18 protein-coding genes and 2 tRNA genes are annotated in these 20,111 nt (G+C 30.5%); 9 read left to right on the top strand and 11 right to left on the bottom strand.

Annotation, left to right across the window (positions count from 1 at the left end; all coding sequences use genetic code 11):
• Window positions 1-4 precede the first annotated feature (4 nt).
• The 4 genes from ACTF56_RS07660 to ACTF56_RS07675 form a co-directional block, all read right to left on the bottom strand.
• A complete protein-coding gene (locus tag ACTF56_RS07660) occupies window positions 5-460 on the bottom strand; it encodes a MarR family winged helix-turn-helix transcriptional regulator (protein ID WP_438966325.1) in 456 nt (151 codons plus the stop codon).
• 87 nt (window positions 461-547) lie between these two features.
• Window positions 548-2,323, bottom strand: a complete 1,776-nt coding sequence (locus ACTF56_RS07665) for an AMP-dependent synthetase/ligase (protein WP_438966326.1) — start codon at window positions 2,321-2,323, stop codon at window positions 548-550.
• Window positions 2,324-2,490: 167 nt separating this feature from the next.
• Complete coding sequence (gene purL, locus ACTF56_RS07670) at window positions 2,491-6,129, bottom strand: phosphoribosylformylglycinamidine synthase (RefSeq protein WP_438966327.1); 3,639 nt, start codon at window positions 6,127-6,129, stop codon at window positions 2,491-2,493.
• Window positions 6,130-6,247: 118 nt separating this feature from the next.
• Window positions 6,248-7,813 (bottom strand): hypothetical protein, encoded by a 1,566-nt coding sequence (locus ACTF56_RS07675; RefSeq protein WP_438966328.1) that lies wholly within the window; start codon window positions 7,811-7,813, stop codon window positions 6,248-6,250.
• Window positions 7,814-7,940: 127 nt separating this feature from the next.
• Between ACTF56_RS07675 and ACTF56_RS07680 the strand changes: the two genes are divergently transcribed.
• From ACTF56_RS07680 to ACTF56_RS07695, 4 genes are all read left to right on the top strand, one after another.
• Window positions 7,941-8,393 carry a PaaI family thioesterase gene (locus ACTF56_RS07680; protein ID WP_438966329.1) on the top strand — a complete coding sequence of 151 codons (453 nt, stop codon included), beginning with the start codon at window positions 7,941-7,943 and terminating at the stop codon, window positions 8,391-8,393.
• Window positions 8,393-9,445, top strand: a complete 1,053-nt coding sequence (locus tag ACTF56_RS07685; RefSeq protein WP_438966330.1) for a chorismate-binding protein — start codon at window positions 8,393-8,395, stop codon at window positions 9,443-9,445. The genes ACTF56_RS07680 and ACTF56_RS07685 overlap by 1 nt, the downstream gene beginning before the upstream one ends.
• 1 nt (window position 9,446) lies before the next feature.
• Window positions 9,447-10,163, top strand: a complete 717-nt coding sequence (gene bshB1 / locus ACTF56_RS07690) for a bacillithiol biosynthesis deacetylase BshB1 (protein ID WP_438966365.1) — start codon at window positions 9,447-9,449, stop codon at window positions 10,161-10,163.
• Between the two features lie 63 nt (window positions 10,164-10,226).
• Window positions 10,227-10,302 (top strand) — tRNA-His (locus tag ACTF56_RS07695).
• A gap of 46 nt (window positions 10,303-10,348) precedes the next feature.
• Here ACTF56_RS07695 and ACTF56_RS07700 read toward each other — a convergent pair.
• The gene (locus ACTF56_RS07700) at window positions 10,349-11,377 is read right to left on the bottom strand and encodes a M28 family metallopeptidase (protein WP_438966331.1); all 1,029 of its coding nucleotides are present in this window, start codon (window positions 11,375-11,377) and stop codon (window positions 10,349-10,351) included.
• A gap of 102 nt (window positions 11,378-11,479) precedes the next feature.
• On the opposite strand from ACTF56_RS07700, the gene ACTF56_RS07705 reads away from it, so the two are divergent.
• Window positions 11,480-12,061 carry a tRNA-(ms[2]io[6]A)-hydroxylase gene (locus tag ACTF56_RS07705; protein ID WP_438966332.1) on the top strand — a complete coding sequence of 194 codons (582 nt, stop codon included), beginning with the start codon at window positions 11,480-11,482 and terminating at the stop codon, window positions 12,059-12,061.
• A gap of 14 nt (window positions 12,062-12,075) precedes the next feature.
• Here ACTF56_RS07705 and ACTF56_RS07710 read toward each other — a convergent pair whose 3' ends face one another.
• Complete coding sequence (locus tag ACTF56_RS07710) at window positions 12,076-13,311, bottom strand: glycosyltransferase family 4 protein (RefSeq protein ID WP_438966333.1); 1,236 nt, start codon at window positions 13,309-13,311, stop codon at window positions 12,076-12,078.
• A gap of 292 nt (window positions 13,312-13,603) precedes the next feature.
• On the opposite strand from ACTF56_RS07710, the gene ACTF56_RS07715 reads away from it, so the two are divergent.
• Window positions 13,604-13,688, top strand: a tRNA-Ser gene (locus tag ACTF56_RS07715).
• Between the two features lie 148 nt (window positions 13,689-13,836).
• Here the strand turns inward: ACTF56_RS07715 and ACTF56_RS07720 are convergent.
• Both ACTF56_RS07720 and ACTF56_RS07725 read right to left on the bottom strand, forming a co-directional pair.
• Window positions 13,837-14,478: a DUF6266 family protein gene (locus tag ACTF56_RS07720; RefSeq protein ID WP_438966334.1), complete on the bottom strand. Its 642-nt coding sequence runs from the start codon at window positions 14,476-14,478 to the stop codon at window positions 13,837-13,839.
• A gap of 221 nt (window positions 14,479-14,699) precedes the next feature.
• Window positions 14,700-15,119, bottom strand: a complete 420-nt coding sequence (locus ACTF56_RS07725) for a DUF6943 family protein (protein WP_438966335.1) — start codon at window positions 15,117-15,119, stop codon at window positions 14,700-14,702.
• A 383-nt stretch (window positions 15,120-15,502) separates the two neighbouring features.
• On the opposite strand from ACTF56_RS07725, the gene ACTF56_RS07730 reads away from it, so the two are divergent.
• Entirely contained in the window at window positions 15,503-15,634 is a 132-nt protein-coding gene (locus ACTF56_RS07730) for a hypothetical protein (RefSeq protein WP_438966336.1), read from the top strand.
• A 975-nt stretch (window positions 15,635-16,609) separates the two neighbouring features.
• Here ACTF56_RS07730 and ACTF56_RS07735 read toward each other — a convergent pair.
• The gene (locus tag ACTF56_RS07735) at window positions 16,610-17,149 is read right to left on the bottom strand and encodes an alpha-ketoglutarate-dependent dioxygenase AlkB (RefSeq protein WP_438966337.1); all 540 of its coding nucleotides are present in this window, start codon (window positions 17,147-17,149) and stop codon (window positions 16,610-16,612) included.
• 75 nt (window positions 17,150-17,224) lie between these two features.
• Here ACTF56_RS07735 and ACTF56_RS07740 point away from each other — a divergent pair, with 75 nt between their 5' ends.
• On the top strand, window positions 17,225-17,818 hold the full coding sequence (locus ACTF56_RS07740; RefSeq protein WP_438966338.1) for a class I SAM-dependent methyltransferase: 594 nt from the start codon (window positions 17,225-17,227) through the stop codon (window positions 17,816-17,818).
• Window positions 17,811-18,755 (top strand): hypothetical protein, encoded by a 945-nt coding sequence (locus tag ACTF56_RS07745; RefSeq protein ID WP_438966339.1) that lies wholly within the window; start codon window positions 17,811-17,813, stop codon window positions 18,753-18,755. Before ACTF56_RS07740 ends, ACTF56_RS07745 begins: the two co-directional genes overlap by 8 nt.
• 145 nt (window positions 18,756-18,900) lie before the next feature.
• On the opposite strand, the gene ACTF56_RS07750 is transcribed toward ACTF56_RS07745, so the two are convergent.
• On the bottom strand, window positions 18,901-19,371 hold the full coding sequence (locus ACTF56_RS07750; RefSeq protein ID WP_438966340.1) for a thermonuclease family protein: 471 nt from the start codon (window positions 19,369-19,371) through the stop codon (window positions 18,901-18,903).
• Window positions 19,372-19,504: 133 nt separating this feature from the next.
• On the bottom strand, window positions 19,505-20,110 hold the full coding sequence (locus ACTF56_RS07755) for a hypothetical protein (protein ID WP_438966341.1): 606 nt from the start codon (window positions 20,108-20,110) through the stop codon (window positions 19,505-19,507).
• Window position 20,111: the final 1 nt, after the last annotated feature.

Raw genomic sequence — 20,111 nt, forward strand, 5'->3', positions numbered from 1 at the left:
AATATTATTTTTTTTGTAATTCTTGTTCTAAATATATTTTTTTATCAGTAATTAATTCATTTATGATTTCAGCAACTTCCATAAAGTGATTTAATTTTTCTTCTGAGACAACTCTTTTTACAGATTCATTAAATTGAAGTACTGTAGTTTTTGAAAGGGCTCTTTTTTCTTGACCAGCTTCGGTGAGTTCAATAATTACACCTCTTCCATCTTCTGGATTTTTTTTTCTTACAATTAATCCTTTTTCTTCCATTGATTTTAATGTTCTGGTAAGGCTTGTTGCTTCCATTCCCATTTTAGGTCCTAGTGCAGTAGAAGGCGTTCCTTTATCTTTATCTATACTCAATAGAGCAAATCCAGTTGCCATTGTGGCACCATATTTTGAGGCTTCTTCGTTATACATTCTTGCTACAGCTTGCCAAGTTGCACGAAGCATATAATCTATTGTTTTGTCTTTCATATAAATCTTATGAATTTCAAAGATAAAAAAAAATACTATGCACGCATAGTATTTTTGATATTATTTGATTAATAAATTGTTAAATTATTAATTTGTATATATTTTATTATATAAATTGATATAAATTTCCTTAATATTTTTTCTTTTTAATTTCATTGTTGGAGTCAAATGGCCTTCTTCAATGGACCAAATATCTGGAGTAAGTTCAAATCGTTTGATTTTTTCCCAGTTTCCAAAACGCTCGTTGATTTCATTAACTTCTTCTTGTATTCTTTTAATTACTTCTGGATTAGAAACAATTTCAGCATTTAAATCGCCAATGTTTAATTTTCTTCGTGATGCCCATTCTTTTACGAATTCAAAGTTGGGTTGAATTAATGCTGCTGGCATTTTTTCACCATCACCAACAACCATAATTTGTTCTATAAAACGAGATTGTTTGAATGAATTTTCTAAGACTTGTGGAGCAATGTATTTACCACCAGAAGTTTTGAACATTTCTTTTTTACGATCTGTAATTTTTAAGAATCCGTCAGCATCAATTTCACCAATATCTCCTGTATGAAAATATCCTTCTTTTAAAACTTCGTTTGTTTTTTCTTCATCTTTATAATAGCCTAACATTACGTTTGGACCTTTGCAAAGTATTTCACCGTCTTCGGCAATTTTTACTTCACATTCATCAATAATTTTTCCTACAGTTCCAATTCTGAAACCATTATTTCTCATATCATTTACAGAAATCACTGGAGAAGTTTCAGTTAAACCATAACCTTCCATTACATTCATTCCTGCAGCATTAAAAACTCTTGCTAATCTTGGTTGTAAAGCTGCACTACCACAAGCGATTACTTGAATGTTTCCACCAAGAGCTTCTCTCCATTTGCTAAAAATTATTTTGTTGGCAATGCTTAATTGTTTTTCATACCACCAACCATTTTTTCCGTAAGGTTCATATTTTAAACCAAGATTTACAGCCCAAAAGAATAAGCCTTTTTTGATTCCAGTAAGTTCTGTTCCTTTAGCAATAATTTTGTCATATACTTTTTCTAAAACTCTAGGAACAGCAGTCATTACTTGTGGTTGTACTTCTTTTAAATTGTCGCTTACTTTTTCAATTGATTCAGCAAAATAGATGCTAACTCCAGTATATTGATATAAATACAAAAGCATTCTTTCGTAAATATGACATACAGGCAAAAAACTTAGTGCTTTAGTTTCTCTTGGTTGTACAGGAAATCTAGGAGCAGAATTTTTGGCATTGCTGACAATGTTTTTATGCGAAAGCATTACCCCTTTTGGTCTGCCAGTAGTACCAGAAGTGTATATTATAGTAGCTAAATCATCTTCGTTAACACTACTTTTTCTTGTTTCTACCTCAATTTGATTCATGGTGTCTTTTCCATGTTCCAAAACTTCTTTCCAACTTTTACAACCTTCAATATCGTTGAAAGAATAAATTTCTTTAAGCGTAGGAATATTTGCTTTTACAGAAATTAGTTTGTCATAAACTTCTTGATCCGATACGAAGCAAACAACGGATTCGGAATGATTCAATATATATTCGTAATCTTCAGCAGCAATAGTTGGGTAAATTGGTACGGTTTGAACACCTATTTGCATGATTCCAATATCACAAATATTCCATTCGGTTCTATTAGCGGATGTAATTAATCCAATTTTTTCGTTAGGTTTAACGCCTAAACGAATTAATCCTCTGGAAATAGAATTGGCTTTTGAAATATACTCTTGCGTTGAAGTTTTAACCCACTGATCACCATATTTGGTAACTAATGCATCCGGAATATCAAATTTTTCTAATTGATAATAGGGAAAATCAAATAAACGTGTAACGTTGCTCATAAAATTTTATTTAATATTCATGCAAATTAATAAAAAAATGTATAATTTACAATTTTTAACGATTAATTAAAGAATTGTTTAATAACACTTTGATTATTAAAATATTATGCACGCATAATAAATATAAAATGATTAAAAAAGATACTATTTATCTGATTTTCTTATGCTTATTTCATCTCAATCCAGTTTTTTGCATTCACAAAAGCTTCTAACCAAGGAGAAACTTTATCATTTCTGTCTTTTGGATAGTTTGCCCAATTCCAGGGGAAAGTAGAACGTTCAATGTGAGGCATCATTACTAAATGTCTTCCTGTAGTATCGCACATCATAGCTGTGTTGAAATCTGAGCCATTTGGATTGGCTGGATATCCTTCGTATGCATATTTGGCAACGATATTGTATTTATTTTCTGAATAAGGTAAATTGAATTTTCCTTCACCATGAGAAATCCAAACGCCTAGAGTGCTTCCTGCTAAGGTTTTAAGCATTACAGAATTATTTTCTTGAATGGTTACAGAAGTAAAGCCACTTTCATGTTTATGAGAATCATTATGCTTCATTTTTCCATGAACTTCGTGTTCTGGATTGATGACTTCTAGTTCCATAAACAATTGGCATCCGTTACAAATTCCAACAGAAAGTGTGTCTTCCCTTTTGAAGAATTTTTTCAAAGCGGTATTTGCTTTTTCATTATATAAAAATGCTCCAGCCCAACCTTTTGCACTTCCTAATACATCAGAATTAGAAAAACCTCCAACAGCTCCTATAAATTGAACATCTTCTAGGTTTTCTCTTCCAGAAATCAAATCGGTCATGTGAATATCTTTCACATCAAAACCTGCTAAATACATTGCATTTGCCATTTCTCTTTCAGAATTACTTCCTTTTTCACGAATAATAGCAGCTTTTGGTCTTGGTTTTGAAGTTTCAATTTCTGGTTTTTTTCCAGTAAATTGTGATGGAAACTTATACTTTAATTCTTGTTTATCAAAATTATCAAAACGTTCTTGTGCTTTGTTATTAGCCGTTTGTTTTTGGTCTAATAAGAAAGAGGTTTCAAACCAATCTCTTCTGTAAGTGTCAATATCTAATTTCCAATTTCCAAAATCTAAATTTCCAGAAGTTGTAGCATTTCCTAATTTGAAAATTTCTAAGCCTTCAAATGCTTTTTCAAAGGTTGCATCTTCTTTAGCTTGAAGCACTAATCCAATATTTTCAGAAAATAATATTTTAATTAAATCTTTTTCAGTAAAAGTATCGAATGAAATTTTTGCTCCTAAATTAGTATCAGCAAAACACATTTCTAATAAGGTTGTGATTAAACCACCACTTCCAATATCATGACCAGCTAAAATTTGATTATCTTTTATTAATTCTTGAACTATGTTAAATGCTTTTTTGAAGAAATTTGAGTCTTTTATTGTAGGAACATCATTACCTATTTTATTTAACGTTTGAGCAAATGAACTTCCACCTAATTTGAATGCATCTTGTGATAAATTAATATAATAAATTGAACCACCATCTTTTTGTAAAACTGGTTCGACTACTTTAGTTATATCGTTACAATTTCCTGCAGCTGAAATAATTACAGTTCCCGGAGCAATTACTTCTTCATTAGGATATTTTTGCTTCATGGAAAGCGAATCTTTTCCTGTTGGAATGTTGATTCCCAGTTCGATAGCAAAATCAGAACAAGCTTGAACGGCTTCGTACAATCGAGCATCTTCACCTTCATTTTTACAAGCCCACATCCAATTGGCAGAAAGTGAAACTGATTTTAAATTATCTTTTAAAGGTGCAAAAACAATATTGGATAAAGATTCAGCAATCGCATTTCTACTTCCAGCAGCAGGATTTACCAAAGCTGAAATAGGAGAGTGCCCAATAGAAGTTGCAATTCCTTCTTTTCCATTATAATCTAAAGCCATTACACCTACATTATTTAAGGGTAATTGCAAAGGTCCAACACATTGTTGCTTAGCTACTTTTCCACCAACACAACGGTCAACTTTGTTTGTTAGCCAATCTTTACAGGCAACAGCTTCAAGTTGTAAAACTTCTTTTAAATAGGTTTCTAAATTTTCATGAGAGTATTCTAAATCTGAATATTTTCTATCAATTTTTGAGTCAGTCATTATGGTTTTTGGTGAACTTCCAAAGAAATCTTCCAAAGCATAATCCATAGGTTTTAAACCAGTAGATTTGGATTGAAAAGTAAAACGATGATCGTTAGTAACATCACCAACTTCATACATAGGAGAACGTTCTCTGTCTGCAATTCGTTGTAAAATGTCCATGTCTTTTTGACCAATAACCAATCCCATTCTTTCTTGCGATTCGTTACCGATGATTTCTTTGGCAGAAAGCGTTGGATCTCCAACAGGTAATTTGTCTAAATCAATTAACCCTCCTGTATCTTCTACTAATTCTGACAAACAATTTAAATGCCCACCCGCACCATGATCGTGAATGGAAACGATAGGATTTTCGTCACTTTCCACTAAACAACGAATAGCGTTTGCGGCACGTTTTTGCATTTCTGGATTAGAACGTTGAATGGCATTTAATTCAATTCCTGAACTGAATTCTCCAGTGTCAGCTGAAGAAACTGCAGCTCCACCCATTCCAATTCTGTAGTTTTCACCACCTAAAATTACAATTTTATCACCTTCACTTGGTTTTTTCTTGATAGCTTGGTCTAATTTTCCGTAACCAATTCCACCAGCTTGCATAATTACTTTGTCGTATCCTAATTTTCTACCTTCTTCTTCGTGTTCGAAAGTTAATAATGAACCTGTGATTAAAGGTTGACCGAATTTATTTCCAAAATCAGAAGCTCCGTTTGAAGCTTTTATTAATATGTCAATTGGTGTTTGGTATAACCATTTTCTTTCTTGAAAACCTAGATTGTTTTCTTTTAAACGAGAATAAGAAGTCATGTAAACAGCTGTTCCTGCTAATGGCAAAGAACCTTGTCCTCCTGCTAATCTATCGCGAATTTCTCCACCAGAGCCTGTTGCTGCACCGTTGAAAGGTTCAACTGTTGTTGGGAAATTATGTGTTTCTGCTTTTAATGAAATTACAGAATCGAATTCTTTTTCAGCATAAAAATCAGCTTTATCAGCACTTTTTGGTGCAAACTGAGTCACTTTTGGTCCTTTTAGAAAAGCCACATTATCTTTATATGCTGAAACAATATCGTTTGGATTTTCAGCAGATGTTTTCTTAATTAATTTGAACAATGAAGTTTCTTTTTCTTCACCATCAATAACAAATGTTCCATTGAAAATTTTATGACGGCAATGTTCTGAATTGGCTTGTGAGAAAGCAAATATTTCAGAGTCGGTTAATTTTCTATTGATTTTGTGGGCAACTTGATGTAAATATTCTACTTCTTCATCGCTTAAGGCTAAACCCTCTTTTTTGTTGTAAGAAGCAATATCTTCAATTTCTAAAATAGGTTCAGGTTTTATATTAATAGTAAAAATTTCTTGATTTAAATCCGAATACTTTTGCGAAAGCATTGGATCAAAATCTTTAAAATCTTCTGTTACTTTTTGAAACTCTTCGATTCTTACAATTCCTGAAATTCCCATATTTTGAGTAATTTCAACGGCATTTGTACTCCAAGGAGTTATCATTGTGGCACGTGGTCCAACAAAAAAATCCGCAAGTACGGATTTATCAATTTTCTGTGCGTTACCAAATAACCAATTTAATTTTGAAATAGTTTCTGTCGAAAGTTCGTTTTGCGTTTGTACGGCAAAAAGTGCAGTAGTTTCGTTACCGAAAAAGTGAATCATTGTGTTGTTGTTTTAAGGACAATTCTCGAATTATCGTACTTGACGCAAATTTATTCTAAAAACTTATAATTTCAAAAGCATTCAAAATAAAGTTTATAACAAAAAAAAGATGCAATTGTTAATCAAAAACTGCAAAATTATAAGCTCCCATATCGGATGGATTGGTTCTATCTAGGTTTGTGATGTCTTTAAAATCTGAAAAACTAAACGCAGCATTTCCTTTGGCAATAGAATTTTCTCCAATAACCAATTGATTTTCATTAGGTGCTAAAAAATCGGGTTTATTTTGAGAACTGTTTTTTGCTATAATACAGTCTTGAAAAAGAGGATTGTTGGCAAAATCGTATAATTCATTACCAGCAAATTGATTGCCCGAATCTATAAACTTAATCAAACAATTGGTGAAGTTATAATTAAACATTGTGCCTTCTTTTTTAAGACTAAGTCCTAAATTGGAACTTCCATAAATGATGCAATTTTTAAAATCGGCTTTAAGTAAAACGGTTTCAGTCGTGTTAGATATATTTTCATTACTTAGTAAAACACAAGTTTGGTTAGGAACTGGCCAATAATTAGCAAAAGTACAATGGGTAAAATCATAACTTCCTCCAAAACTTCCTGCAAAACTAGCCTGACCACAATTGTTAATCACCATATTTTTTCCCGTTATATTTCCTGTTCTAGCCAAAATGCCAACGTTACTGCAGTTATAAATTTGAGTATTTTCTATCTCTATTGTTGGGTTTATTGTTCCGTCATTTCCTGAAACTAGAAGTCCAACAGTAGCATTTTTTAAGGTTAAATTTTTAATGGAATTGTTTTTACTTCCAGGAAAAAACCAAATAGTTCCCCATTGTCCTGCCACGTCTTCATAAATAGGTTCCAATCGATCTCCTTGAAAAATAACTTCGTTTTCTAAACTTTCAGTTGTAGAATGAGTTCCATTGATTTGTAGAGATGCATTTTCTGAAACAATCAAACCAGATTCCGCATGAAAATGAGCTCTCACACCAGCATCAACTTGTAAAATTTCATTTTCAGGTATTTTCGCATAACCGTAAATTACATAGGGTTTTGTATTAGTCCAATGCAATTCGTTGCCATTTACAGCATCGTTTTGACTTAAATTACTGCCGTTGACGGTTACATTATTCCCCTCTTCATCCATACCCAACAAAATCTGTTCATAAGAAAATTGATTGGTTCCGTTTGGTGTTCTTTCGGGATAAATGAAAACGGCATCTTGAACTAAAGTCACTAATTCTACTTTCTGAAAATCATTTGTAGTTCCAAATTCAATTCGATCAGTGTACAAAAATGTAGTTTCTGAGTTGGCGTAATCGTTATAATCTATCGTAGTTTCAACAAAAACAAACATACTGTCTTTTGCTAAAAGTTCAATATTATTAAAAACTTTTCCTGGTATTCCATCTACCATTAAACGGTATTTTGAAGCTTCACCTTGTCCTAATTTAAGACTCGGAATAGCAATATTTTTGTTGGTTGTGTTGTATACTTTTAAAGTATAAGTGCTTGACCCAATGTTGGTAAATACAGTGTCTAAGTAAACCGTATCTTTAGAAAAACGGAGATTTCCTACATTAGATTCAAAATCAAAATCGCTTCTACATGAAGTTAGTGAAAAAACTCCAATAAATAAAAAAGTAACTAATAGGTAACGCATTTGTAAGCTTTATTTTCGTAAAAGTAATTATTATTTTCAATCTACTATTTATTTGTAACGTAAAAAAAACATTTTTAGTCTCATTTAACAATCAATTATAAAAGTTATTATTTCAAAACTTTAAAAAATGAGTAATTTTGTAGAAAATAAAAAAAAGATGTTTGATAAAGATAAAATGTTGCAATTATGTAATGATTGGTCTAAGAATACTTTAATGGAAACCTTAGAAATTGAATACATTGATGCTGGAGAAGATTTTTTAACTGCTAAAATGCCTGTAAATTCGAGAATTCATCAACCTATGGGCTTGTTGCATGGTGGTGCTAGTGTTGCTTTGGCAGAAAGTGTAGGAAGTGCCGCTTCATTATTATTTGTAAATCCTGAAAAGTCGGAAGTAAGAGGTATTGAAATATCTGCAAATCATTTGAGAGCTAAAAGAGAAGGAATTGTTTATGCAACAGCTAAAATTATTCATAAAGGAAGAAGTATTCATTTATGGGAAATTAGAATAACTGACGAACAAGACCGTTTGGTATGCTTATCAAAATTAACCAACATGATTTTACCTCGTAAACAATAATGAATATTTTTCATAAAAGTCAACAACATTACACCAATAAATTGCCTTTTGTAATGTATTGCAAACCAGATTCTCATGAACTTTTTGCACTTTTTCAGAACGATGATTTGTTGCATGAAATTGATGATTTTAAAGAGTCAGGATTTGCATTTGTTTCTTTTGACGGCCAAAAAAAATATTATTTTCCAACTGCAAATGCTGAAATAATTCATGAAACATACTCGAATGAAGTTATTGCAGGAAAAAAACATCTATTTTCAGAAGTTAATGATGCTCAAAATCACTTTGAACATTTGGTTGCAAGTGGAGTAGAAGCCATTAAAAATAATGAATTTAAAAAAGTAGTACTTTCCAGAAATGAAGAATTTGCCTTGGCTACTTTTGATTTTGTTAAAACTTTTAAAAACAGTTTGAACCTTTATCCATCAGCTTTTAAATATGTTTTGTATCATCCTAAATTAGGACTTTGGTTTGGTGCTTCTCCTGAACAATTTGTTAAAACAAAAAACAATGTACTAAAAACAGTGGCTTTGGCAGGAACGCAATTAGATTCCGAAAAAGTGGTTTGGCACGAGAAAGAGAAAGATGAACAAAAAATTGTATCCGAATTTATTAAAGAAACTTTAGAAGAAGTCTCTGATACAATAACAATTTCCGAACCTTACACCGTAAAAGCTGGAAATTTAGTTCATCTGAAAACAGATATTGAAGCGGTTTTAAATAAAGAATTTTCTATTAAAAATGTATTAGAACAATTGCATCCAACTCCAGCAGTTTGCGGTTTTCCTAAAGAAATAGCTAAAAAATTTATTTTTAATCATGAAGGTTATGAACGAAGTTTTTATACCGGATTTTTAGGAGAAATGAACCTCTTTGAAGGAAAAAATGCTGATGCTAACGATTTGTTTGTAAATTTGCGTTGTATGCAATATAAAAACACTACAGTTTCAATATTTGTAGGTTGTGGTATTACTTATGAAAGTAATCCAGAAAATGAATTTATAGAAACTGTAAATAAATCAAAAACGATTAAAAACACCCTTTATGAATAATATGAAATTAGATATTTTAGCATTTGGAGCACATCCTGATGATGTTGAACTAGGTGCTGCTGGGACTATAGCTAAAGAAGTTTCATTAGGTAAAAAAGTTGGTATTATAGATTTGACTCGTGGTGAGCTAGGATCAAGAGGATCGGCTGTTATACGAGATGAAGAAGCCATTAAAGGAGCAGCCGTATTAGGGGTTTCCGTTAGAGAGAATTTAGGTTTTAGAGATGGTTTTTTTATAAATGATGAAGCACATCAAATGGAAATCATTAAAATAATACGGAAATACAAACCTGAAATTGTTTTGTGTAATGCTTTTGATGACAGACATATAGATCATGCAAAAGGAAGTAAATTAGTGAGTGATGCTTGTTTTTTATCTGGATTAATTAAGATTGAAACTACTATAGATGGAGTTCAACAAGAGCACTGGAGACCTAAACAAGTGTATCATTACATTCAATGGAAAAATATTGAACCTGATTTTGTGGTTGATATTTCTGGTTTTATGGAAACGAAAATGGAATCGGTTTTGGCATACAGTTCACAATTTTATGATCCCAATTCTAAAGAACCAGTCACTCCAATTACCTCAAAAAACTTCTTAGATTCTATAAAATATAGAGCCCAAGATATGGGAAGGATAGTAGGAGTTGATTTTGCTGAAGGATTTACAGTTGAAAGATATTTGGCAATCAATAGTTTAAGTGATTTGAAATAAATTTATGTTTTTTTTGTTTGTAGAATAGAAAAACAGTAGTATATTTGCACTCGTTAAACAAATGGTGATTGTAGCTCAGTTGGTTAGAGCATCGGTTTGTGGTACCGAGGGTCGTGGGTTCGAGCCCCATCATTCACCCAAAAGCAAAAAGCTCCTAAGAAATTAGGAGCTTTTTTTGTATGTTTCTATTCACCGTTTTTATCCGCAATGATTCTTTTTTCTCTGTTGGCAATCTCCCAAGCATCTGCAAAAGCCAATTGCGCTCTTTTAGTCATTAATTCATAATTAATTTTGTCAGGAGTATCACTAGGTTGGTGATAATCGGCATGAACTCCATTAAAAAAGAAAATAGATGGCACTCCATTTTTTGCAAAATTATAATGATCAGAACGGAAATATATTCTTTGAGGATCATTTCGGTCATTAAATTTATAATCTAGATTTAATCCTACATATTTAGTGTTCATGGCTTCATTAATTTCATGTAATTCGGTGCTTAATCTATCAGAACCAATAACATAAATATAGTTTGGGTTCTCTTCATGTTCTGGATCAACCCTTCCAATCATATCAATATTAATATCTACTACAGTATTTTTCATAGGAAAAATAGGGTTTTCAGAATAATATCTTGAACCATGAAGCCCTTTTTCTTCTGCTGTAACATGTAAAAATAAAACAGAACGTTTTGGACCATTTCCTTCTTTTCTCGCTTTAGCAAAGGCCTCTGCAATTTCTAAAAGTGTTACAGTACCAGATCCGTCGTCATCGGCACCATTATAAATTTCGTCATTTTTATTACCCACATGGTCATAATGGGCAGAAATAACTACAATTTCGTCAGGAAATTCGTTTCCTTTAATAAAAGCCCAAATGTTTTCAGAATCGTCAACTTTATTTCCAAATTTTTTAGTCATAAATTCCCCTGGAATAGGTTGATAATAACTACTTGCTCCTGTAGGATAAGAAATACCTAAACTTTTATAGTGATTGATAAGATATTCTCCTGCTTTTTTTTGTCCTTCAGAACCTGTGTCTCTTCCAGCCATTTCGTCACCAGCAACAATATATAGGTGTTTACTTAAATCTTCTTTGTTAATGGTATTGATGTATTCACTAATTTCTTTTGCTTTTTTTGGCTTTGTTAGACCAGAACCAGGAGCACAACCGAACAATAATGCGCTGCATAAACTTAGTACTACTATTTTTTTCATCTTTATATTAATTGATTCTTCAAAAATAACTATTTTTAATTTAATGTGAGTTAATAAATGCTTTTACAAACAAAAACTTTAATTTTGTAAAAAAATAAAATCATGTTCAAGTTAAAACTTCCCACTGATCCCCATTGGGCTACTATTGCAAAATCTAATTTAGAAGAAGTACTTTCTGATCATGCTTGGTGCGAACAAAAAGCGGTTTCAAATGCGATTACCCTAATAACTCTTTTACCAGAACATACTGCTATTATTTCAGAATTAGTAAAGATTGCTCAAGAGGAAATGGATCATTTTGAACAAGTTCATGAAATTATTAAATCTAAAGGTTGGGTTTTAGGAAGAGAGCGAAAAGATAATTATGTCAATCAATTGTCGAAATTTATTAAAAAAGGTGAAAACAGGCAGTTTTTTATAGTAGACAGAATGTTATTTGCTGCCATGATTGAAGCGAGAAGTTGTGAACGTTTTAAAGTATTGCATGAAACTATTGAAGATGAATTCTTAGCTAAATTTTATAAAGAATTGATGATAAGTGAAGCCAATCATTATACCGTTTTCTTAAATTTTGCACATCAATTAGGAACAGGAATGGATGTTAAAAAACGTTGGGAAGAATGGTTATCCTACGAAGCAGATGTAGTTAAGAGTTATGGCAATTCAGAGGCTATTCACGGATAGTTATACTTAGTTATTTAATTAGTTTTATTTTTTTCTTCAATCCATTTACTCATATACATAGTACTTTTTACGGTATGATGATTCAAAATTTGTCCCATGAAATTATGATTTCTGTGAAGTGTTAAGTTTTGTTTTAAATCATTTATTTTAGTTATTAAAGGCTTTTCATAATCGTTACTATTAAAATTGGAATTTAGTAAGGTTATTCCATTAATTTGTGCCTGTTCCCAAATAGATTTATCTCTGTATAATTGAATTGCCTTAGTTGCAAAGTCTTCAAAATCATCTTCAATAAAACCATTCCAAGGTAAACCATTTTGCATGCCTTCTGCACCTATATTGGTGGTTACGTTAGGCGTTCCATATTGCATAGATTCAATCAACTTTCCTTTAATACCAGCACCAAATGGAAGCGGAGCAAGTAAGACTCTAGCTTTAGTAAATACTTCTTGACTGCTTTCGGCTCTCCCTTTAACAATAAAACCTTCTTTTATATTATTTAGTTGTTTGGCTTTTTCAGGAAGATAAGCACCATAAATATGCAATTCACTTTCTGGAAGTTGTTTTTTAATTTTAGACCAAATAGAAGCTTTTAGCAACAAAACGGCTTCCCAATTGGGTTGATGAAGGAAATTTCCAATCGATATGAAATGGGTTCTGTTTTCAAATGTTGGATATTTTTTTAATTGTTCTTGATTAATAGTTTTATAAAACATTGGAATATAATGCAGTATTTCTTTAGGAATATGAAATTCATCCATAAGAAAATCAAATTCAAATTTAGAAATGATTAACGTTAGATCACATCTATAAATTGCAGCGATTTCTCTTTTAAATATTTCATTGACAAGCAATTCTTTATTTAAAGGAATATTCTTTTTAAAGGCAGATTTTCTGGCATCTCTTATAAAATGTAAGTCCTCAGTATCTAAAATTTTGATACAATTTGGTAGTATTTCAGTAACTCTCCAACCCAATTGTTCTTCCGTCATAAAGCGGTCGAAAACCACAATTTCAGGATTTTCTTCTTTAATGAAAACATTAAACGAGGCGTTGTTGAGTTCAATTAGTTGCGTTTTGATACCTAAAGATTCTAAATCAAATGAGAAATCAGATTTTGAGGCAAAAGAGGCAAAAGTTATTTCAAAATTATTTTTCAGAAACAGGTCTAACAGTTGCAAAATTCGAATTCCAGCAGCAGTAGATTTGGGTTCAGGCCATATGGTTCCAATAAAAACAATTTTTTTCATGTAAGTACTATTTTAAGCCGTTTTGATTTTGGGAGTATTTGTTAAAGTGAGTTGTATTAATTCAATGCACTTATCTGCATTAACAGTAATAATTGCTTAATTCAAAGGTATTGATTAATTGACTATTTAAAAAATGATTTTTTTTATTAGTTTATTATTCATAATTTAATGATTTTTAAATAGATATAAAATATTTTTTTTTTTTTTTCATTTTAAATATAAAAAAGGTTTGTAAAAATAAAAAATGATATTATATTTGCACTCGCATTACGGAAGTAGAGCACGACTTATTGGAGAAATGGCAGAGTGGTCGAATGCGGCAGTCTTGAAAACTGTTGACTGTAACAGGTCCGGGGGTTCGAATCCCTCTTTCTCCGCTGAAAAAGAAACCCTAACAGCTGATTTACAGCGAGTTAGGGTTTTTTATTTCTTCAATATCCCCACATTATCCCCACAATTGACTTTATTTGAAGCATAAAAAAACCACCCTTTTATAGGTGGTTCTTAAAAAAGTGCTTACTAATTTTATGAAGCCGTACCAGAGCCAATGTAAGCACTATTCGATAATTGAGTTTCATCAGCACTCATAAACGAAATGAACATTTGTAATTCATCGCCCGTGTAGCTGTTAGGTAAAACTACAGTTTGAGATAAATCTGCTCTTGTAGCTCCTTCAGTTAAATAGATACTTTCTCCTTTTATTGGATTGTAAGCTACAACCATAACTTTATCAGTTGCGTTTGCGTTACCATCTGTCGAGTTATCATCCCATGAAAACTGAACCTGTCCAGGAGTAGTTAGATCAAATACAGGGTTTAATGCTGGAGACAAATTACCTCTTGATAATAATGCTAATGAATAATCAATAACAAAATCAGGAGATACCCCTGTAATCGCATTATTTAATATGTACGACATTGCACTATTAAACTGCGATTTCTTTACTGCATAATTTTTATAACCAATCTTAACGAAATTTAAGTTAGGCTGTAAAAATCTTAATACCAAAGCAAACTTTGTTCTCTGATTAACTTGTAACAAAGTTCTAGGATTGGCTACACTTAGAGGTTTAGCTCTAATATAATCAATTCCTTTCCATCTTGAGCCAACAACATTGGCTACCTTACCTGATACTCCACCAAGAATACCTCTTCCAATTTTTCCCATTTATATACAATTTAGGGGTTAATATTAAATTTTGCGAGCTTGGTACGGCTTTGGTATTGATTTAATTTTACTATACAAAAATAATGCACATCTAATTTTTATATTGTTTTATAGTTTCAATTGTGTTGGATTGTTGAGAATTGTAGTAAAAAATGCTTTTTTAGTTAAAGTATGGTATTAATTAAAAAAGCCAAGTCGTAAGGCTTGGCTTTAGTATGCTATTATTTTACATATCTATAAATTATTGCTTTTCGTAAATCACTTATTAAGTTAAGATTTTCATGAAATTGCTTTTCCTTTAGTTCAAGAAGTTTGAGAGCTGCAACATTTTTTTTATGCTGCTCATGTTCTTCTATCATTAAATTAGCTTGAAGATTGAATTGTTTTTTAAAGTCATTAAGGCGTAAAAAAGAAATTACTGAACCAACTAAATGTTGATGCCAAAATTTAGTTTGCCATAAACTATAAGCAATGAAAAAAAGGCTTTCGCAGTCCTCCTCGTTTTGAAAAATGATAACAAAACTGTTAGTAAATGGCTCTTTTTGTGGCTTTCCGCTGTTCATCCCTTTGTTAAGTAGGAATAAATGAGGTTTTGAGTAAATCGTTCCAACTCGGTGGGTTTTGATGATAAAATTCGGCATAACATTCGGCTTTAAAAATTGATTAGATTTTCAATTTTTCGCGGATTTTCTCTTGAAATGCAGGTGTGTCTCGCTACGCTCGACCTATAAAATTTTTCAAAAGAAAAAAAAGAAAAAAAGAAAGCCGTCTGTTCAAGTGGAAGGTTTCAGATAAAAAAGTTTTTTAAAAAAAATACTACCCGATACATCAGCGGAAGTGTGGGCGTGAAATTGGAATTGAATGTTTATGCGAACCGTTATGGGTGGAGATTTTTTTTAAAACCCGTAGGGCTTGAACTTTTTTTTCTGAATACCTGGAACTTATCTTTGCTCTCTTTTTTTTTATTTTTTGTTTTGAATATCCAATCGGAATGTTCTTGTTTAATCGGATTTAATCTGAAGTAATGGGAGTTGATTTGAAAGATGGTCGTCTTCGGAAAGGGTATCAAATTCTTTGGATGGATGAAAAAACCAAATCAAAAAATAAAAATGCTTTTCATCCGGCCAGAGAATTTGATACTCTTTCTTGGATTTGATTTTTGAGGATGCCTAATCGTCTTTTGAAAAAAGGAGTTTCAATTTAAAAGGAAAGTTGTACTGAAAATGGAAAGCATCTTCAAAAAACAATGCATTATAATACCTAGTGCGCCGGTGCAATAGCGCGTGCAAGTGTATCATTTTTTTATTTGCTGATTGGGATGTTTCTGATTGCTTTTGTGGAAAAGTTGATGCCATAGATTTGAAAGAAAGATAATGCTTCAAGCTTATACCACTTATTAATAGTAACGGTATGGCATCGGCTTTTCCGCTGAAGCAATTATTTGGAATTTTCTGGCAAATAAAAAAATGATACTCTTGCTGGGTTCTCTTGATTTTGTGGGTGTTGAAAAATGCTTATTCCTATAACGTGAATATTAGAAAGAGAGTTGATAAGCATTTTACAACACTTACAAAAACAATGCAAATACTACCGATTTAACCGTAAAGTTGCTAAAAACAGTTACCGTGAATATTCTTCAAAGCAAGTATAACCGTAAAGTTTCCGATGAAATGGCGAACGTTGTTAAAGACAGTGGCGAAGGACGGTGTTTTTTGTAGCTGGGTGATGCGATGGGAGCTGCAAAAAATGTTGTCCTAGAGCCACTGGCAAGCGCGTTGGGTGTGGCGGCTGTTTTACATAAATGATATTATAGCTTCATTGCAAAAACCAAAAAAACAATAAACTCGCTTTGTGATGAACTATAATACTCAATTATGTAACACAGCTTGGGGAAAAGTTTTTGTTGCTCATCATTATATTTTTCTAGTTAATACTTACGTTCTAGAGCATACAAAAACTTTTTGGAGCAATGGTAAGGTGTGTCAACAGAAATGAAAAAACGCCTTTCTTCTACTGAATTAAAAAAAATATTGTCGATGATGATAAAGAAATTAACGAAATGAGGCAAGCAAAGAATTGATGCTAGGAACACTTGGACTAGGAGCAATTTTTGTGCAGTTGAATGAGGTAATTATTTTAAAATTTTTCTAAAAGTTAAACTAAATCTTTCTGAAGGAATAGAATTGTCATCTTGTAAAATAGAATGTAACCAATTTTTTTGTACTTCTTGCGACATATAGAAATAACTGTTATTACTTAGATTAAAATCAAAGATTATACTTTTATCATGTTTATTTTTAAATCTTAAAATTCTTGAAGAACCTAATGAAATTATTACAACCCCTGTATTATTTTCTAATAGATCTATTTGGTCTGAGTGATATCCCATTTTAGAAGAATTATCAAAATAATAATTAATCAAACAATTGTTAGGAATAAAACCATTAATTTTAAAAACAAGATTTATTGCATCATTTAAAAAAGCAGGCATTTCAATATAATCATAATAAGTATTAGAATAGTTATAAGGCAAGCCAAAACTAGCTGTCTTTCTGGATTTTATAGAATTATCCCAGTGAACCTCTGTTTTTAAACTTCTTAAAATATCAATATGATTTGCTATTACATTATTTTTTAAGAATGTGTTATTTATTAAACCATTGACATCCATCTATTTAATATTTATTATTATATAAGTATAAATGTAACCATTTTTTATTAAGTTTGTAAAAAATATATATACTATATGCCAATATATGACATATTTGATAACGAAATATCACATCACAATGATTTTCCAAATAATGGAAATATAGTGAATATAGAATTTGGTGCAGGAAGAAATTATTTTGGAAAAAAAGAATATCCAAAATGCTATTTAACTGATTTAATTACACCCGATTTAATACATTTTACACAAAGTGCGGACTATAATGAAGTTGATAATCATTTTTTAGATGATGTATGTAATTTTTTCGATTATAATTTTGAAAGAACATTTGATAAAATAATTATGTGCAATCCATTCAATTATGGGTTTAATGGTTTAGGTAACGCAAAAAAATTCTTTGATAGAGCAGGAAAATTATTAAACGACAACGGAGAGATACATATTGTTGGAAGCTCATTAAATCCGTGGTGTTCAAAAGATTCTTTTGATGAATTTTTTTATAATGAAATAGATTTATATAAAACAGATTATAATTTTATTTTACATAGTCATGAAGAATTAAGTAGAGAAAATAGAATTAATACAAGTTATAGATTTTATAAAACAGAGTTAAAAGACATAACTATACCAAATCAAAAAATAGTTATAAAGAAACTAGAAAATGAATAATTTTAATACATATCAAGATATAATTTTAACCGATAATTATCAGAAATTATCGTACAAGAATCATATTAATGATCACATAACATCTGTTTTAGATTTTGCTGCTGAAAGTTCTGATTCTACAGTTCTTAAAGATAATGATTTGAAATTTAGTAAAAATTTGTATTGGGAATGTATAGATGCAATATACCAAAATAATCCAATAAATTTGAATGACTCAAAAAAAGAAGAGAATCGAATTCTAAAGCAAAAGTTATACAAAGACATTATTGATAAATTAGGAGTTTTTTTTGATTATAAAGATGAAATACTAATTGAAACTATTGATTTTACCATTAGTAATTACATGGATAATTTAAACTACCATGAGATATTAGGTACTAACAATCCGTGGCTTTTTACAAATAATATATTAGTTAATAATAATTTATTATATTCATTTACCGATAATAAAGATGAGTACAAACACTTGTTGAAAAAAAACAAAAAAGAAAGTGAAATATCAAAGAATTTAACAATTGGTGTTATTGGAAAAGGTCATAGAAAAGATTATGTGCAATCTTATATTAAAGATATTTACGCACTAAGAAATCTATTTGTTAATTTATTAGATGAAAATAATCACGATAGAAAAAGCCCTTTAAAAATAAATGAAATTTATCAAAAATTTAGAGATTTAAATATATCAGAGAATGAATTAACAAATAATAATATTAAAAGTTGGATTGTACAGCCTTTAAAAAAGTTTACTAAAATTGGTTCAAATAAAGACGGCTTTTTTATTATAAGAAATGAAGAAGATTTGTACGAATCTTATAAAAGCCATTATAACAATTTTATGGGTTTTTATAAGACTCTAGAAAGACATAAAAGATTTGCTAATACATCAGAATTTAATCAAAATGATTTTGATAAACATAATGACATATTTCTAAAATAAAAAGGGTTTCATCCCTTTTTATTTTTTTTATGACCATACTAAAAAAAGGTGAAAAATAAGATTTTAAGATTAAGACGATATTTGGAGTTTTTATAATAGTTTTAATAAAATAAAAAAAAAATACTTTTAAAAAAAATAATAGACTTTATTTTTTCCTCCATTCATATGGCTCGATAGGATTATTATCTATCCACAAACCTAATTTCTCTTTTTTTGCTTTTATTTCAAAATTTGCCAATTCTTTTGAAGTAGAATATTTTTTATAATGCCAACCCATCCCTGCTTTTATTATTTCTGCTGATAAGTATTTGTTATCTGAGTCATAAAATATCATTGCTATACTTCTGCCGTACCTATCTGTATCTGTAACGACATATTTTATCGTTTTAAGATAAACTTGGTCTGATGTGAATTGTTTTGCTTTTATTCCAAATGGTTGGCTTTTTTCTGGACAATCTACCTCTGCCAACCTCAATGTAGTTTGATTGTTTAAACTGTCTAAAACTACTACAGTATCACCGTCTTTAATCCCGACAACTTTAGCTGTTAAAGTTGTTTGACTAAATAATGTTGAAACTGAAAAGATAAAAAATAAAAGTATTGTGTGTTTTTTCATATAGGACAAATATAGAAAAAAGATTATCTAATAGCCCTGATTGGAGAGGAAATCCTCGCTTGTAAAAGCGAGATTGGAACGTAAAGCAGGAAAATGGATTACTGATAACTCCCAAGCCATTCGCTCAAAAAAATTAAATAATTAATCTTTTTAAATGTTCACTATCAGTTATTATTGGAATATCCTCGTAGCAAAAATCTTTATCTTCAGTTACAATAGCAATATTCTTATCTTTAAATAATTTATAATAATATAAATCATTGAAGTCATTTTTTTTATCCAAAGAACATAAAATGTTATCAAAACCTATATTTGAAAAATCATCATCAACAAAATGTAAATAATCTTTAAAAGCTAAAATATCAGTGGTTATATGTTTTAACTGTTTATCGTAATCAGAGTATATCTCATCACGATATTCTTTCTTAAATTCATGATATTTGTTATCGTTGAAAAAAAGTTTCATAGCAATTTTCCTCAAATAAGTGTTAATTATCTCGGATAACAACATGCTAGTCATTACTATTTTTGGAGCATTAATTTTTTTCTTTGGAAGAGTTTGACTTAAAACATTTAACTGTATAATTGCATCAAAAAAATCAATATAATATTTTTCTTTTAAGTCTGCATTATTGTATTTATTGTTCTTCAAGGAAGCTATCCATACATTAGCGTCTAAAAAATAAAAATTATAGGTTTGAGGATCTAAACCTTTTATTTTCTTTATAATTAACGACATT

Origin of the sequence: Flavobacterium sp., assembly GCF_965657075.1 — a bacterium.
Classification (GTDB): Bacteria; Bacteroidota; Bacteroidia; order Flavobacteriales; family Flavobacteriaceae; genus Flavobacterium.

What these genes read in the sequence shown, in the direction of transcription:
- ACTF56_RS07700 (WP_438966331.1), bottom strand. Translation starts at nt 11,377, where the DNA reads ATGAAAAAAATAGTAGTACTAAGTTTATGCAGCGCATTATTGTTCGGT.
- ACTF56_RS07745 (WP_438966339.1), top strand. Translation starts at nt 17,811, where the DNA reads ATGAATAATTTTAATACATATCAAGATATAATTTTAACCGATAATTAT.
- bshB1 (WP_438966365.1), top strand. Translation starts at nt 9,447, where the DNA reads ATGAAATTAGATATTTTAGCATTTGGAGCACATCCTGATGATGTTGAA.
- ACTF56_RS07750 (WP_438966340.1), bottom strand. Translation starts at nt 19,371, where the DNA reads ATGAAAAAACACACAATACTTTTATTTTTTATCTTTTCAGTTTCAACA.
- ACTF56_RS07660 (WP_438966325.1), bottom strand. Translation starts at nt 460, where the DNA reads ATGAAAGACAAAACAATAGATTATATGCTTCGTGCAACTTGGCAAGCT.
- ACTF56_RS07665 (WP_438966326.1), bottom strand. Translation starts at nt 2,323, where the DNA reads ATGAGCAACGTTACACGTTTATTTGATTTTCCCTATTATCAATTAGAA.
- ACTF56_RS07710 (WP_438966333.1), bottom strand. Translation starts at nt 13,311, where the DNA reads ATGAAAAAAATTGTTTTTATTGGAACCATATGGCCTGAACCCAAATCT.
- ACTF56_RS07735 (WP_438966337.1), bottom strand. Translation starts at nt 17,149, where the DNA reads ATGGATGTCAATGGTTTAATAAATAACACATTCTTAAAAAATAATGTA.
- ACTF56_RS07720 (WP_438966334.1), bottom strand. Translation starts at nt 14,478, where the DNA reads ATGGGAAAAATTGGAAGAGGTATTCTTGGTGGAGTATCAGGTAAGGTA.
- ACTF56_RS07755 (WP_438966341.1), bottom strand. Translation starts at nt 20,110, where the DNA reads ATGTCGTTAATTATAAAGAAAATAAAAGGTTTAGATCCTCAAACCTAT.
- ACTF56_RS07680 (WP_438966329.1), top strand. Translation starts at nt 7,941, where the DNA reads ATGAGTAATTTTGTAGAAAATAAAAAAAAGATGTTTGATAAAGATAAA.
- ACTF56_RS07725 (WP_438966335.1), bottom strand. Translation starts at nt 15,119, where the DNA reads ATGCCGAATTTTATCATCAAAACCCACCGAGTTGGAACGATTTACTCA.
- ACTF56_RS07675 (WP_438966328.1), bottom strand. Translation starts at nt 7,813, where the DNA reads ATGCGTTACCTATTAGTTACTTTTTTATTTATTGGAGTTTTTTCACTA.
- ACTF56_RS07740 (WP_438966338.1), top strand. Translation starts at nt 17,225, where the DNA reads ATGCCAATATATGACATATTTGATAACGAAATATCACATCACAATGAT.
- purL (WP_438966327.1), bottom strand. Translation starts at nt 6,129, where the DNA reads ATGATTCACTTTTTCGGTAACGAAACTACTGCACTTTTTGCCGTACAA.
- ACTF56_RS07730 (WP_438966336.1), top strand. Translation starts at nt 15,503, where the DNA reads ATGGGAGTTGATTTGAAAGATGGTCGTCTTCGGAAAGGGTATCAAATT.
- ACTF56_RS07685 (WP_438966330.1), top strand. Translation starts at nt 8,393, where the DNA reads ATGAATATTTTTCATAAAAGTCAACAACATTACACCAATAAATTGCCT.
- ACTF56_RS07705 (WP_438966332.1), top strand. Translation starts at nt 11,480, where the DNA reads ATGTTCAAGTTAAAACTTCCCACTGATCCCCATTGGGCTACTATTGCA.